The following is a 14,509-nucleotide window of genomic DNA, read 5'->3' as shown; positions in this document are numbered from 1 at the left end:
GCCTACCGTCACTTTATCGTCTACGCCATCGAAACTTAATGTCCGTTGAGGATCTTGAGCCCATGTCGCTCCAACAATAGTTCCATTTTTGGAATTGGTGGTTTGATCATATACTGTCGTTCCAAATCCTTCATTTAACATCCATCTTCCTGCTAGTCCTGGTTCATTAGAATTTATGCCATTCATCCCTGCAATAATTTGGTTCTGGGAACGAGCCACATTCCAGATGCGGACATCTTTCATATTTCCTTTGAACCATCTGTTTGGAGAAGCATTAAAGCCGCTACCAAATTTGACATCATTGAATGTAGTGTTCCATAGTGTCTGGGATTCACCGCTAAACATGGCTTCGCCATTTACGTATCCCCATACTTTATTTTGTGAAGAATCCCATACTAACGCAATATGATACCAGTTTCCCGACAACAGAGGATTGCTGCTATTGCGATATGTATGGACCGTCATGTTACCTATATCGTCACCTAAAATGGCTACAAGGGAACCATCAGAAAACTGTTCAAATCTAATCCCCGCATTCCCCGTATTGGTCGAGAAAGGGTTCCGATAATTGCGTACGTCCGAAGAATTCATCCAAAACTCAACGGTTCCCTGTGTGGATCTAGTTCCCCAATTTCCCACCGTTACTTTATCATCAAGACCATCGAAATACAGACCACCGTATTTTCTAATGGTTCTATTCACCATATTTCCATTTTTATCATATTCGTAACGAACTGTGTCACCGGAAGAAATTTGCACCTGTGATAAGCGACCAAGGACATCGTACATATATCGAGTCTGTGAACCTTGTGCTGTTACAATAATGGGTGTAGCGAAAATACAGATCAAAACGAGACTAAATATAAGCGATAAGATTCGTTTTTTCATATTGCTTGACCTCCAGATATGTTGTTAACCAAATCTTTACTATGCAAGTGAATCGGCATGGAATATTATACAGTTGGCTCAGATCATAAAAGCAATTACCTAAAATGAGCAGCATTTGCTTGACAGCAGAACAGCGTTAATCAATTTTGTTTTAGGATAGCAGCAACAGCAGATTCGCCCCCTTCTTCACTCTTATATGGTGCAAGTGATGCTAGACTAAAATCTGGACACGGAGAATCGAGAATGCGACAATACATGCATTCAAAATCGAGGTGTCGGACATGACAAAAAAGTATGACAAGGAATTTAAAATCGAAACGGTGCGTCTTACTCAAGAAGAAGGGAAAACCGTGGCGCAGGTAGCGCGCGAACTGGATCTTCATGAAAATACGGTACCGCTGGGTATCTGAATTGAAGCAGGACGGGACAAATGCCTTTCCAGGCAGTGGGCAATTAAAGCCGGACGACAAAGCGCTGCGGGACTTACAGAAAGAACTTCGCGAGCTACGAGAGGAAAATGAAATTCTAAAAAAGGCGACGCACGACTTCGCAAAAGACCGGCGCTGATCTACGCTTTCATCCAGGATCATCGCTTCAAGCTCCGTGTCGCGAAAATGTGCGCCGTATTTCAAGTTTCTCTAAGCGGTTATTATGCATGGACGCGACGTAAGACAAGCAGCCGCGCCCAACGTCAAGAACGATTAGATCAACAGATCCGACGAATTTTTCTGGATTCCCGACGTCTGTACGGGAGTCCCAAGGTATGGAATGCCCTGAAAAAGCAACAGATCCACGTGTCTAAAAAAACCGTCGGACGTACGATGAACAGGCTGGGCCTGAAATCGCGAACGGTGAAGAAGTACAAAGCAACAACGAACTCGAAACATCATCTGCCGGTAGCGGATCATGTGCTGAATCAAACTTTCACGGTCGAGGCTCCGAACAAAGTCTGGATGACCGACATCACCTATATTACAACGAACGAGGGCTGGTTGTATTTAGCCAGTGTGATGGATTTATATACCCGTAAAATCGTCGGCTTTCAGGTGGACGAGCGAATGACGAAGGAACTGGTGGTAAAGGCGCTAGATCAGGCCTACACCCGTCAACGGCCCGTTCCAGGGCTTCTGCATCATTCTGATCGTGGGAGCCAATATTCTTCCGAGGATTACCAGCATCGCCTTCAAATCTACAAAATGATCGGCAGCATGAGCCGTAAAGGCAATTGCTACGATAAGGCCTGCATTGCATCTTTTCACAGCGTTTTGAAGAAAGAACGGGTCTACTTGGAAACGTTCAAAACACGGCAGGAGGCTCGAACCAAGATCTTCGAGTATATCGCATGCTTTTATAATGGAGAACGCCTTCACTCCTCCATCGGCTATCTTACCCCTAATCAATACGAACGTATCTATCGACGTACGGCGTAATTTTCTCGTTTTTTCGTGTCTGATTTATTGACAGAGGACCAAAGAATGCAACAATAACAATTATGACAACGCATATGGTCGCTAAAATACCAAACCATTCGAATTTCACTTGAATCCACCTTTCCATCTTCCTTTCGTCGAGGAATATGAAAAATATACCATCACGAGAAGATAAAATCGATGCAAACATCTCCCCATTTTGTGCATAAAAAAAAACAAAGACGCAACTAAATTTGCGTTGACATTAATACTCAGGATGTATATAGTAACTACTCACTAACACCAAATTAACAAAAGCCCATGAAAGGAACTCATGAGCTTGCTTCTGAGTGGAAGCGAGTATAGGCAAATTAAGTGGTTTCGTGAAGCTCATTAGCTTTACCACGACACAAATGTGCCTTAGTTCCGTCTATTCATTCAAGGGATTTAGCAGCATTGTAATTATCTCCACGCCAAAAAGCCAGCCGTCCCCGGCTGGCTCCCTGCGGCCCCGCTCCGCACATCACGGGCGTGCCTTCGTTATCCAAACACCAAATAGCAAATCACAATCGAAGCGATAAATCCGACCAAGTCGGAGATGAGACCTACTTTGAGTGCGTAGCCCGCTTTGCGGATGCCGATGGCGCCGAAATAGACGGTAATGACGTACAGCGTCGTGTCGGTGCTGCCCTGTACGGTCGAGGCGATACGGCCGATCATGGAATCGGGGCCGAACTGCTCGATCAGGTCGGTTGTAAACGCCAGCGAGCCGGCGCCGGTAATCGGGCGCAGGATAGCCAGCGGCAGCACCTCGGTCGGGACGCCGATCGATTCGAAAAACGGCCGCAGCCAGCCCGTCAGCATGTCCATTGCGCCGGAGGCGCGGAAGACGGATATCGCCACCATCATGCCGACGAGGTGGGGAATGATTTTGACCGCGGTATCGAAGCCGTCCTTGGCGCCGTCGACGAACGATTCATAGACGGGCACCTTGCGGTAAGCGGCATACAAGGGAATGAAGACGATAAGTACGGGAATGGCCCAAGCCGAAATTAAGGTGACAATGGCATACACGTGGCGATCATCCTTTCTTCGCCGGCGGCGTGAGGGCGGCGCCAGGTCTGCGATACCAGCGGTCGACGAGAATCGCCGCAGCGGTCGAGATGATGGTGGCGATCAGGGTGGTGCCAACGATTTCCGCGGGATTGACGGAGTTGTAGTTCATGCGGATCGCAATGAGCGTGGTCGGAATCAAGGTGATGCTCGATGTGTTGAGGGCCAGCAGGGTACACATGGCCGGGCTGGCCTTTTCCTTGTCCGGATTGAGCTTTTGCAGCTCCTGCATCGCTTTAATGCCCATCGGCGTGGCGGCGTTGCCAAGCCCCAATATGTTGGCGCTCATGTTGGACATGATGTAGCCAAGCGCCGGATGGTTGCGCGGCACGCTCGGAAACAGGAAGCGCACAACCGGGCGCAGCAGCACGGCCAGCTTGCTGAGGATGCCTGCGTCTTCGGCAATGCGCATCATGCCCAGCCAGAAGACGAGAATGCTGATCAGGCCAAAGCAGACGGTCACGCCGCTTTTGGCCCCGTCGAACGCCGCTTGGGTAACGGCTTCGACATTGCCGTTAACGGCAGCGAACACGAACCCGGCAACGATAAAAAACAGCCAGATGAAATTAACCACAGCAGCAGCCTCCTCCCTTAATCCAGCCCGGCTTCCGGCGCGACAGCGAACAGCTTGTAAAACATCATGCGGCAAATGAACAAGTATCGGGCCGCCAGCGTCTCCCGCTCCCCTTCGCCGGTCCCGACAACAAACGCTGAGCGGTCGGGCTCAGCCATCCGCGGGCTGCCCTTCTCATACAGCGGCAAGGAGCCGATCGGCTGGCCGTTCAGGAAATAATGCAGCTGGCCGCGCTCGCCCAGCCGGTAAGCCGTACCCGCGGCATCGGTCAGCTCCAGCTTGCTCGACAAGCCGGCCTGCTCGCCTTCCGCGAGCGGATAGGACAGCGAACGCCCGACGACCCACGGCTGGTCCGGCACCGCCTGCCCTTTGGAGGCCACGGAAGCCAGCGGATAATAGTTAAAGCCGTAGTTCAGCAGCTTGGCATGGTCGTCCCAATCGTTCGGATCGTTCAGCGTCACGACGGCCAACTGCTGGCCGCCCCGCGTCGCCGACGAAACGAGACAGCGCTTGGCGAGCTTCGTATAGCCGGTTTTGACGCCGTCGGCGCCTTCGAACAGGGTGAGCATTTTATTTTTGTTATACCAGGTGTAATCCCAGCTTTCGTTGGGGTTCGGGACCTTTTTCAGCTTGGTGGAGACGATTTCGCGAAAGACGGGATTTTTCAGTGCATACGCGGTCAGCTTGGCCATGTCGTTGGCGCTGGCATAATGCTCATTGCCGTCGTCCAGCCCCGAAGGATTGTGAAAATGCGAATGGCTCATGCCGATCAGCAACGCTTCTTCATTCATCAGATGCACAAAGCCTTCTACGCTCCCCCCGACATGCTCGGCAATCGCCGTCGCTGCATCGTTGCCGGAGCGGAGCATCAAGCCGTACAGCATATCCTTGAGGTTCATCTCTTCGCCCAGCTTCAAATAGATCGAGGAGCCTTCCTTGCCAAAAGCGTTCTTGCCCACCTTGACCGTATCGGTGAGCTGGCCGTGTTCAATCGCCACGATGGCGGTCATGATCTTGGTCAAGCTGGCAATGCGCATCGGCACATCGCCCTTCTGACTGTACACAATCCGTCCTGACTGCACGTCGATCAATGCGGCGCCGACGGCGCTGGTGCCTATGGACGGCGGGGCTGCCGCGGCCTGTCCGGCCGGGAGCAGCGAAGCCGCCAGCAGCGACCAGAGACTGAATTTCAAGATTGCCCTTTTCATCCGTTATCCTCCCACAGCGGCAGCGGGTGCCTGCCCGAAACTTTGTACAAGTATATGCGCCGCGCCGTGGGATATGTCCTGTCCCTTTTGCCCAAGAATAGTTTACAAACCCCCGCCCTCCGGGTATAATGAAAAAGAATTTCATACGGGGATTACCGGAGGAGCCTGACACCAAGGGCTCTTTTTTATGTTTTTGGGACTTGTCCCCGTGCGACAGGAGGAGTTGCATCATGTTAACCTGGCTGGCTTTAGCCATCTTTTTCGTCACCTATGCGCTGATTATTTCGGAAAAAATCAACCGAGCCGTCGTCGCTTTGGCCGGTGCGGCGCTGATGGTGTTCGCCGGTATTCTGGATGTACACAAGGCGTTCACCGAGTATATTGAATGGGGCACGATCACGCTGCTCGTCGGCATGATGATTCTCGTCGGCATTGCCAGCAAAACCGGCGTGTTCGCCTACGTCGCCGTGCGGGCGGCCAAATGGGCCAAGGGCGAGCCGCTGCGCATCCTGCTGCTGCTCTCGGCGTTAACGGCCGTCGGCTCGGCGCTGCTCGATAACGTGACAACGGTGCTGCTGGTCGTGCCGGTAACCTTTTCGATCACCCGGCTGCTGGGCGTCAACCCCGTGCCGTATCTGCTGGCCGAGATCATTGCTTCCAATATCGGCGGGACTGCAACGCTGATCGGCGATCCGCCGAATATTATGATCGGGTCGGCCAACCCGCACCTGACCTTCAATGCGTTTCTCGTCAATCTGGGACCGATTACGGTGCTGATTCTGGCCGTGACACTGCTTTATTTGTATCTGATCTATAAAAAACAGCTGACCGCCAACCCGGAGCAGCAAAAAGCGCTTATGGCGATCGATGAAAAAGAGCTGATTCAAGATCGCCCGCTCATGCGCAAAAGCTTGATTGTGCTCGCGCTGACCTTGCTCGGCTTCGTGCTGCACGCCGTGATTCACGTCGATGCCGCCGTTGTGGCCGTAAGCGGGGCGATCCTGCTCATGCTGATCGGTCTGAAGGAGCATGAGGTTGAAGAAGCGTTTGATGCGGTGGAATGGGTGACGATCTTCTTTTTTGCCGGCTTGTTTGCGCTGGTCGGGGGCTTGCAGCAGGTCGGAATCATTCGCACAATGGCCGAAAAAATGCTGGAAATTACCGGCGGAGATACCGGCTATGCGGCCGGGCTGATTCTATGGGGCTCGGGCATTGCTTCAGCGACCATCGACAACATTCCTTTCGTCGCCACGATGATCCCGCTGATCCGCGACATGGCCGACGGGCTCGGTCTGGCTGCCGGCTCGCCGCAGATCGATACGCTGTGGTGGTCGCTGGCGCTGGGCGCCTGCCTCGGCGGCAACGGCACGATCATCGGGGCGTCAGCCAACGTCATTGTGGCCGGACTCGCAGCCAAAGAAGGCAAAAGCTTCAGCTACTGGGAGTTCCTCAAGGTCGGCGCGCCGATCACGATTTTGTCACTGCTGATGGCGCATGTCTATATTTACATCCGGTATTTGTTGTAAGGACGAATGACGGAGAGGCTGTCCAAAAAAACAGGCCCACTCTTCGCCGCGCGCAGTTGACTGCGAGCACGAGGAGCGGGCTCGTTTTTGTTAATCCAGACGTCTGCGCCAGTACATCGCGGCAGTCGCTTCGCTGAAGCCCAGCTTTTCATACAAGCCCCCGGCGTCGCGGGTGCCAAGCAGCAGCAGCCGCAGCTGCAGGTCGCCATGCTCCAGCAGCGTCGTCAGCATCCAGCGGGCCAAGCCGCGGCCGCGGCTGCCTTCCTCTATAATCACATCGCACACCCAAGCAAACGTTGCCCGATCGGTCACAACGCGCGTAAACCCGATCTGCCGCTCCTGCTCGAACAAGCTGAAGCAAAGCGACGCCTGCACGCTGCGGGCAACCGTCTCGCGACTGCGGCCAGCGGCCCAATACGTGGTCGACAGCAGCCGGTGCACCGCATCGAGATCGACCCTCTCCGTTTCATCCGTCAACACATAGCCCTCTCTACGCCATTCCATCTGACAATCAGCTCCTTTAACTTGGTTATAGATCGGATTATAATGGATACAGACGAACGTTAATAGCCAAGAAAAGCCCATCTGAATGGGTACAGTTTATACAGATAGGAGCGAAAACTAAATTGACGTCCAAATATGAGGCTATTTGCGCCGTCTTGCGGCAGGATATCGCCGAAGGACGGCTGGCCGCAGGCAGCAAGCTGCCGTCGATCCGCGAGCTGAGCCGGCGCTTTGCCTGCAGCCGCAACACGGTTATTCACGCATACGCCAAGCTGGAGCAGGAGCACCGGATTTATGTCAGAGCCAAAAGCGGCTATTATGTCGTCGCGTCCGACGCCGCTGTGCCTGCCGGGGACAACATCGCGCGCGTGAGGATCGATTTTGCTGCTGCGGCGCCGGACGCTGCCGTCATGCCGTACGAGGATTTCCGCCACTGTATGAACAAAGCGGTCGATTTATACAAGGAGACGCTGTTTACCTACGGCGATCCGCAAGGGCTGCTGCCGCTGCGCGAGCAGCTTTCGCTGTTATTTCGCGAGCGGCAAATTTTCGTCGGACCGGAGCGGATTGTGGTCTGCTCAGGCAGTCAGCAGGCGCTGCATTTGCTGGCCCAGCTGCCCATGCCGAACGGCAAAACGGCGATTCTTGTCGAGGAGCCGACCTATGCCGGGATGCTGCGCAATTTGGAGCTATACGGGCATTCCGTGCTGACCGTCCAGCGCGGGCCTGATGGGCTGGATTGGGAGGGATTGGAGCGGCATTTCCGCAATAACGGCGTCAAGCTGTTTTATACGATTCCGCGATTTCACAATCCGACAGGCGCGTCCTATTCGGCCCACGACAAACAGCGCCTGGCCGAGTTGGCCAAGCGCTACGATGTTTTTATTCTGGAGGACGATTACCTGGCCGAGCTGGAAACCGACGGCAAAGCCGATCCGATTTATGCCTATGGCGGCGCGAGCCATGTGCTGTACGTGCACAGCTTCTCGAAGACGATGCTGCCCGGCCTGCGGCTCGCTGCGGCTGTGGTGCCGCCGCAGCTCGTCGCGCCGCTCGCCCGCTACAAATCGGCTGCCGATCTGAGCACGTCGGCGCTATCGCAGGGCGCGCTGGAAATTTACATTCGCTCGGGGCTGTATGCCCACCATACGAAGCGAATGCGCGAGCTTTACGCGGCGCGGATGCGGCTGCTGAACGCAACGTGCCGCGAGCTGCTGCCCGCCGGCGCGGCGCTGTGGTGCGAGCCGGCGGGCGGGATCTTCGCGTCCGTGCGCTTGCCGGACGCGCTCGATGCCCGCACGCTGGCCGCGCAGCTGGCCGCTCAGGGCATCGCCGTGCTGGAGACGGACCGCCACTTCCGGTCCGTCACGCCCCGCTGGACGCTCATTCGCTTGAGCGTCATCCGCACGGACGACCGCGCGATTGTCGCGGGCGTCCGCGCTCTGGCGCTTGCGCTGGCCGACGCCATGCGGCAGCAGCGCAAGCCCGGCCGGCCGCCGCGGCTCCGAGGCGGCCTGCTGTAGCGGCGCGCGCAGCCGTCGGCGGGCAGCATGCAGCGCGCTGACGCGCGCGAGGCAAGCGAAGCGGCTGTCGCCCGCCGCTGTAAGCCCACGCGCGCAAGCCCCGAACCGCCGAATGCCAGCGCGGCGGTTCAAGATCAGGCGCTGCTTCGCCGGCGCATGGCAGCATGGCAGCATCGCACATGGCACCCGCTCGCGCTGCCATAAAACGCAAGCCGCCGCTTGCCAGCAGAGGCAAGCGACGGCTCGATTTTCGGGCATTAAACGATGAAGTTTTGGTTTTCGATGTTCGTGACGTTGGTCGAACCCGTTGCCGCCGCTCCCGCATGCAGCGGAGACGTCGTTTTGGTGCTTTTGAGCATGTTCTGGATTTTGTCGACCACCTGCGGAGCCGAATCGATCAGGCGCTCCAGAATGTGCGTGTTGTTGTCGAGCGGCACGACTTTTACACCGCTTTTGCCAACCACAAGGAACGCGATCGGCGTAATCGACACGCCGCCGCCGCTGCCGCCGCCAAACGGCAACGCCACCTTGGCGTTCAGGGCATCGCTTTTGCTGACCGAGCCGCCTTCGATTTCAATTTCCGAATCGGTTGTGAACTCGCTGCCGCCTGCGGCGAAGCCGAAGCCCACCTTCGAGATCGGCATAATCACGCTGCCGTCTGGCGTTTCCACCGGGTCGCCGACAATCGTATTGACGTCGACCATTTCTTTAATGTTTTCCATCGCGACTTTCATCAGGCCTTCGATTGGATGTGTAGTCATCAGAATCCCTCCTGGCACGGATTTTGGGTTATGCAATTGCTTGGCAAGCTTAGCATGCCCGCAGTCCCAGCAGAGTATGTAGCCCTTACGAAACGAGCTGCTTGCGCCGCCGCGGCTTCACGACCAGTCGGTACCAGGTGCGCAGGCCGCCCTTTTCGCGAATGATCCGCACCAGCAAGCGCAGCCCCGACCACAGCGCCATTCCGGCCCGGATCCGCCCCCTCACCCGCAGCATCGTCGTAAATTCCAGCGCGTTGTAAAGCGGCTCAACCATCACGCGCGGCTTGGTCTGCATATCGATCCAGCGAAATACGAAGCCGAGCAGCGATGATTTTAACGTCCAGACCAGCCCGGTCGTAATCGCCGTTTCCGGCGCGTCGCCGACGCCAACCCGCGTATTCCATGTCAAGCTGGTACATTCCACATGGGCCAGTGTCTGCTTCATCCAGTCGCTGAAGCTGAGCGTATGCTCGACAATTTCCCGCGCCTGACGGTAAAAGCGCTCGATTTTATGCTTCGTAATATGCTCCTGATTCTCCTCTTTCAGCTTCGAACGGGTTTCGTTCACCGCCTCCGCCTTCACCAGGACGCCTCGGGAAAAGCTCTTGAACTGAATGACCGGCACCTCAAATTTATAACGAATCAGCCCCGACAACGCCTTGATCTGCACCGTCAGCTGATCGTTGTCGCGCACCCGCGAAAAATAAAACTCGCCGCGCACATAGCTGAACATCACCGCTGTTATCAAGGCCGCAAGCGCAACCGCCACAACGGCTGTCACCACGATCCATACCACTGCCACATTCCTCCCCGCATGAAAAAAACTCCGCGTGAGAAGCACTCTCTTCTCACTGTCGGAGCTTAGTATGGCCCGTGTATGAAAATGGAATACATAGTCATGCGGACAGCCGCGTCATCCAACTTCCCCGGACGCGACATCCTCCATCGTCAGCTGATCCTCGCTGTCGTCCGGCTCCGGCCCGTCCAGCTTGTTAAACAGCATCCGCGTCTCCTCCTCCAGATCCAGCTCGATCTGGAAGCTTGTCGATTCCGGCAGATCGGCAATCGAACCCAGGCCGAAATATTCCAGAAACTGCTTGGACGTGCCATATAAAATCGGCCGACCGACCGCTTCAGCCCGTCCGGTTTCGACAATCAGGTCCTTGCCCATCAGCGTCTGCAGGGCGCGATCGCATTTCACCCCGCGAATCTCTTCGATCTCCACGCGCGTAATCGGCTGCTTGTAGGCGATGATCGAAAGCGTTTCGAGCGCAGCCTGCGACAAAGAGGAACGCGAAGGCGTATAGGCCAGCCTTTCAAAATAAGGGGCGTGCTCGGCCCGCGTCGTCAACTGAAACGAGCCGGCCACCTCGACAATCTGGATGCCGCGGCCTCCGCGCTCCAAATCCCCTTTTAGATCGTAAAGCAAATCCGTGACCAGATGCACGTCGTGCTCCAGCACCTCGGCCAGCTGCTTCGCGTCAAGCCCCTCGTCTCCGGCCGCAAAGAGCAACCCTTCAATAACGGATTTCATCTGTTGAAAGTTCAGTGTCAAGAACGGTTCCTCCCTCGTAAGCCTGAATCACGATGTCCTCGAACAGCCGGTGCTGATAGCAGACGATTTTTTTCACCTTCATCAGCTCAAGCAGCGCCAAAAAAGTCACGACAATTTCCTCGCGCGTCATTTCGTAATCGAACAGCTTGGAAAACAGCAGCTTGCCGCCCTTGTGGCGCAGCAGCTGCACGACTTCCTTCATCCGGTCCTTGACGGATATTTCGTCGCGCCGGATTTTGGCGATCGTGTTGCGGTTGACCATCTTGCGCAGCGTGCGCTGAAAGGCGATCAGCAGGTCGCCGACGTCGAGCCCCTTCACGGGATTCTCCTGCACGACGGGCATAAACGGCGTCAAATCCTCCGGTTCGCGCGTGTAGACCAGACTGCGTTCGACTTCCTTGTCACGCAGCATGTCGGCGATCATTTTATATTTGCGGTATTCAATCAGCTTTTGCACCAGCTCGGCGCGTGGATCGTAATCCTCGTCGTATTCGTAATAATCGTCGAATTCGATGACCGGCGGCTTGGGCAGCAGCATTTTGCTTTTGATGGAAAGCAGGGTCGCCGCCATGACCAGAAATTCGCTGGTGACCTCCAGCTCCAGCTCCTGCATCGCTTGCACGAATTCCAGATATTGATCCGTGATTTCCTTGATCGGAATGTTGTATATGTCGAGCTCGTTTTTGTCGATCAAGTGCAGCAGCACGTCGAGGGGGCCTTCAAAGGCTTCCAGCTTATAGGTGACTTTCACAGTAGGCGAACCCCCATCTTGGAGAAAATATGGATAAATCCCGTCGACCTGCAGCCGGCACGGGTCTCCACTCGCTGTTGCCGCCAGATTTGATCAAATAACGGCTGTCAGCGGTAAAAATCCGGCGGCAAAGGCGACCGCTACGCTGTTACGACTCCGTTCCAGCCTCCGGCAGCGGATTCATCTCGAATTCTGTATTACGTAAACTGCTTCGTCAAATTCGCCATTTCAATCGCCGTAACCGCGGCTTCCCAGCCCTTGTTGCCGGCTTTCGTGCCCGCACGCTCGACGGCTTGCTCGATCGAGTCAGTCGTCAGTACGCCGAAAATGGTCGGTACGCCGGTTTTCAGCGCAATCGCCGACACCCCTTTGGCGACTTCGTTGCAGACGTAGTCAAAATGCGGCGTCGAGCCGCGAATCACGGTGCCAAGCGTGATCACCGCATCGTATTTGCCGCTTTCGGCCATTTTTTGGGCAATCAGCGGAATTTCGAACGCGCCGGGTACCCAGGCGATCTCCACTTCGCTATCGTCAACGCCGTGACGCTTCAAGCCGTCGAGCGCGCCGCCGAGCAGCTTGGATGTAATAAATTCGTTGAACCGTCCAACGACGATTCCGTATTTGAGATTTTGCGAAACCAAATGTCCTTCGTAAATGTGCGGCATGGTTCAGTTCTCCTTTTATATGGCAAAATAGACGCTGCAAGCTTCAGATGCCGCTGCCGGAATCGTGGAACTCCAGCATGTGGCCGAGCTTGAGCTTTTTCGTATGCAAGTAGTGGATGTTGTCTTCCTTGGACGGCATTTGAATCGGCACGCGCTCGACGACTTCGAGCCCATAGCCCTCCAGACCGCGGATTTTGCGCGGATTGTTCGTCAACAGACGAATTTGCCGCACGCCCAAATCCTTCAGAATTTGCGCGCCAATGCCGTAATCGCGCAGATCGGGAGCAAATCCAAGCTTAATATTCGCTTCGACGGTATCAAATCCCTGCTCCTGCAAGGCATAAGCCTTTAATTTATTGATCAGGCCGATGCCGCGGCCCTCCTGGCGCATGTAGAGCAGCACGCCGGCGCCCTCGCGTTCGATCTGCTGGAGCGCAGCGTCAAGCTGCGGTCCGCAATCGCAGCGGTTGGAGTGGAACACGTCGCCGGTCAGGCATTCGGAGTGGACGCGCACGAGCGTTGGCTGGTCCGGCTCGATTTTGCCCTTGACCAATGCGACATGCTCTTTATTGTCGAGCTGGTTCGTGTAAGCGATGGCGCGAAACGTGCCCAGATCGGTCGGCAGCTTGATGTCGACTTCGCGCTGCACGAGCTTTTCCTTTTGATTGCGGTAATGGATCAGGTCCTGAATCGTAATGATTTTCAGCCCGTGCGTGCGGGAAATCTCCATCAGATCGGGCACACGGGCCATCGTGCCGTCTTCCTTGATGACCTCGCAGATGACCGCCGCCGGATAGGAGCCGCTCATGCGGGCCAAATCAACAGCCGCTTCGGTGTGGCCGGCGCGGCGCAGCACGCCGCCTTTTTTGGCGATCAGCGGGAAAATATGACCGGGACGGCGAAATTCCTGCGCCCGCGTCGCCGGGTCGATCATCGCCATAATCGTGCGCGAACGCTCATAGGCGGAAATGCCGGTCGACGTCTCGACGTGGTCAATCGACACCGTAAAGGCTGTGCCGTGATAGTCGGTGTTGCGCGACACCATCGGCGGCAGGTCCAGCTCCAGCGCGCGCTCCTCGGTAATCGGCACGCAGACGAGCCCGCGGCCCTCCTTGATCATGAAGTTGATCACGTCCGGCGTCGCTTTATCGGCCAGCGCCACAAAATCGCCTTCATTCTCGCGGTCCTCGTCGTCAACGACGATGATGACCTTGCCGAGCATCAAATCGTAAATCGCTTCCTCAATCAAATGGAACTGTAGGTCCTGGTTTCCCATATCCGCTCCTCCATTTCTCTCTCTTACATAAACCCATGCTCGGCCAAAAATCCCGCCGACAGCGCGCCTGCCCGGCCGCGTCCTTGATTACCGCCGCCTTGGCCACCTTGGCTGCCTTCGCCGCCTTCACTGCCGCCAGCCGCATCGCCCGCTCCGCCGCCAACGCCAAAGCGCAGCAGCCGCTCGACGTATTTGCCAAGAATATCGGTTTCGATGTTGACGGTATCGCCCGGCTTTTTGTCTTGGAGCACCGTTTGCGCCAGCGTATGCGGAATGATCGAGACGGACGCGTATGTATCCGTCACCTCAACGACGGTCAGGCTGATGCCGTCAATCGTGATCGAACCTCCGGGCAGCACATATTTGAAAATATCCCGGCGTTCCGGCGCGAACCGGAACACGACGGCGTTCTCCTCCGGCACGCGGGATAAGATCGCGGCCGTCGTATCGACATGGCCCTGCACGATGTGGCCGCCAAAGCGGCTGTTCACGACCATCGCCCGCTCCAGATTGACGCGAGCCCCTGTCTGCAGAGCGTGCAGATTCGTCTTGCGGAACGTCTCCGGCATCACATCGACGGCGAACGAGCCGCTGTCAAAGCTGACGACGGTCAAGCAGACGCCATTGACGGCAATGCTGTCGCCAAGCTGCACGTCCTCCAGCACCTTGCGGGCGCCAATCGTCAGCACCATCGCTTGGCCCTGCCGCTGGATGCGGCGCATGACGCCGATTTCTTCAATAATTCCTGTAAACACG

Annotated in this window: 14 protein-coding genes and 1 pseudogene; 3 read left to right on the top strand and 12 right to left on the bottom strand. The window is 55.8% G+C overall.

Going from position 1 to position 14,509, the window contains the following annotated elements:
- The coding region (locus B5M42_RS18330) for a LamG-like jellyroll fold domain-containing protein (RefSeq protein WP_230632994.1) at positions 1–888 on the bottom strand (888 nt) is incomplete at its 3' end.
- A 281-nt stretch (positions 889–1,169) separates the two neighbouring features.
- On the opposite strand from B5M42_RS18330, the pseudogene B5M42_RS18325 reads away from it, so the two are divergent.
- Positions 1,170–2,318, top strand: a pseudogene (locus B5M42_RS18325) (IS3 family transposase).
- A 519-nt stretch (positions 2,319–2,837) separates the two neighbouring features.
- On the opposite strand, the gene B5M42_RS18320 reads toward B5M42_RS18325, so the two are convergent.
- From B5M42_RS18320 to B5M42_RS18310, 3 genes are read right to left on the bottom strand one after another with little or no spacing between them, the layout of a single operon-like run.
- A complete protein-coding gene (locus B5M42_RS18320) occupies positions 2,838–3,371 on the bottom strand; it encodes a spore maturation protein (protein ID WP_134757209.1) in 534 nt (177 codons plus the stop codon).
- Between the two features lie 7 nt (positions 3,372–3,378).
- Complete coding sequence (locus B5M42_RS18315; protein WP_134757207.1) at positions 3,379–3,984, bottom strand: nucleoside recognition domain-containing protein; 606 nt, start codon at positions 3,982–3,984, stop codon at positions 3,379–3,381.
- Positions 3,985–4,001: 17 nt separating this feature from the next.
- On the bottom strand, positions 4,002–5,192 hold the full coding sequence (locus tag B5M42_RS18310; RefSeq protein ID WP_134757205.1) for a D-alanyl-D-alanine carboxypeptidase family protein: 1,191 nt from the start codon (positions 5,190–5,192) through the stop codon (positions 4,002–4,004).
- Between the two features lie 230 nt (positions 5,193–5,422).
- Between B5M42_RS18310 and B5M42_RS18305 the strand changes: the two genes are divergently transcribed.
- A complete protein-coding gene (locus tag B5M42_RS18305) occupies positions 5,423–6,718 on the top strand; it encodes an ArsB/NhaD family transporter (protein ID WP_134757203.1) in 1,296 nt (431 codons plus the stop codon).
- Positions 6,719–6,808: 90 nt separating this feature from the next.
- On the opposite strand, the gene B5M42_RS18300 is transcribed toward B5M42_RS18305, so the two are convergent.
- Positions 6,809–7,222 (bottom strand): GNAT family N-acetyltransferase, encoded by a 414-nt coding sequence (locus B5M42_RS18300; protein WP_134757201.1) that lies wholly within the window; start codon positions 7,220–7,222, stop codon positions 6,809–6,811.
- 122 nt (positions 7,223–7,344) lie between these two features.
- Between B5M42_RS18300 and B5M42_RS18295 the strand changes: the two genes are divergently transcribed.
- A complete protein-coding gene (locus B5M42_RS18295) occupies positions 7,345–8,745 on the top strand; it encodes an aminotransferase-like domain-containing protein (RefSeq protein ID WP_134757199.1) in 1,401 nt (466 codons plus the stop codon).
- A 257-nt stretch (positions 8,746–9,002) separates the two neighbouring features.
- Here B5M42_RS18295 and ytfJ read toward each other — a convergent pair whose 3' ends face one another.
- The 7 genes from ytfJ to ribE form a co-directional block, all read right to left on the bottom strand.
- Positions 9,003–9,506 (bottom strand): GerW family sporulation protein, encoded by a 504-nt coding sequence (ytfJ, locus tag B5M42_RS18290; protein ID WP_134757197.1) that lies wholly within the window; start codon positions 9,504–9,506, stop codon positions 9,003–9,005.
- Between the two features lie 85 nt (positions 9,507–9,591).
- Positions 9,592–10,302 (bottom strand): DUF2953 domain-containing protein, encoded by a 711-nt coding sequence (locus B5M42_RS25610; protein WP_134757195.1) that lies wholly within the window; start codon positions 10,300–10,302, stop codon positions 9,592–9,594.
- Between the two features lie 117 nt (positions 10,303–10,419).
- Entirely contained in the window at positions 10,420–11,055 is a 636-nt protein-coding gene (gene scpB / locus B5M42_RS18280) for an SMC-Scp complex subunit ScpB (RefSeq protein WP_134757227.1), read from the bottom strand.
- A complete protein-coding gene (locus B5M42_RS18275; protein WP_134757193.1) occupies positions 11,024–11,812 on the bottom strand; it encodes a segregation and condensation protein A in 789 nt (262 codons plus the stop codon). Before B5M42_RS18275 ends, scpB begins: the two co-directional genes overlap by 32 nt.
- A 197-nt stretch (positions 11,813–12,009) precedes the next feature.
- Positions 12,010–12,477, bottom strand: a complete 468-nt coding sequence (ribH, locus tag B5M42_RS18270; RefSeq protein ID WP_134757191.1) for a 6,7-dimethyl-8-ribityllumazine synthase — start codon at positions 12,475–12,477, stop codon at positions 12,010–12,012.
- 43 nt (positions 12,478–12,520) lie between these two features.
- Positions 12,521–13,753, bottom strand: a complete 1,233-nt coding sequence (locus B5M42_RS18265) for a bifunctional 3,4-dihydroxy-2-butanone-4-phosphate synthase/GTP cyclohydrolase II (RefSeq protein ID WP_134757189.1) — start codon at positions 13,751–13,753, stop codon at positions 12,521–12,523.
- Positions 13,754–13,776: 23 nt separating this feature from the next.
- On the bottom strand, positions 13,777–14,508 hold the full coding sequence (gene ribE / locus B5M42_RS18260; RefSeq protein WP_134757188.1) for a riboflavin synthase: 732 nt from the start codon (positions 14,506–14,508) through the stop codon (positions 13,777–13,779).
- Position 14,509 lies beyond the last annotated feature (1 nt).

It is taken from the genome of Paenibacillus athensensis (assembly GCF_004514475.2).
Lineage (GTDB): Bacteria > Bacillota > Bacilli > Paenibacillales > NBRC-103111 > Paenibacillus_AL > Paenibacillus_AL athensensis.
Note: the sequence above shows the minus strand (reverse complement) of the source record. Positions and strands in the feature narration are given on the sequence as shown.